We start from the raw sequence: 223 nt of genomic DNA, 5'->3' as shown, positions 1-223 counted from the left end.
ATACGGAGGTATACCCAAGTTCGGCTGAAGGGATCGGTCTTGAAAACCGACAGGCGGCGAGAGTCGCGCGGGGGTTCGAATCCCTCTACCTCCTCCATTTTTTATTTAAAAGAATATTATATCATCGCGGGGTGGAGCAGTCTGGTAGCTCGTCGGGCTCATAACCCGAAGGTCGCAGGTTCAAATCCTGTCCCCGCAACCAATGGTCCCGTGGTGTAGTGGT

The 223-nt window shown here is 53.4% G+C and carries 2 tRNA genes; both read left to right on the top strand.

Annotated features, from left to right (window positions below):
* The first annotated feature begins 4 nt into the window (after positions 1-4).
* Positions 5-97, top strand: a tRNA-Ser gene (locus MR076_RS26270).
* A gap of 28 nt (positions 98-125) precedes the next feature.
* Positions 126-202, top strand: a tRNA-Met gene (locus MR076_RS26265).
* Positions 203-223: the final 21 nt, after the last annotated feature.

The sequence above is a fragment of the Bacillus cereus group sp. BfR-BA-01380 genome (assembly GCF_022663535.1).
Classification (GTDB): Bacteria; Bacillota; Bacilli; order Bacillales; family Bacillaceae_G; genus Bacillus_A; species Bacillus_A cereus_BB.
This window is presented reverse-complemented; position numbering and strand designations above follow the sequence as displayed.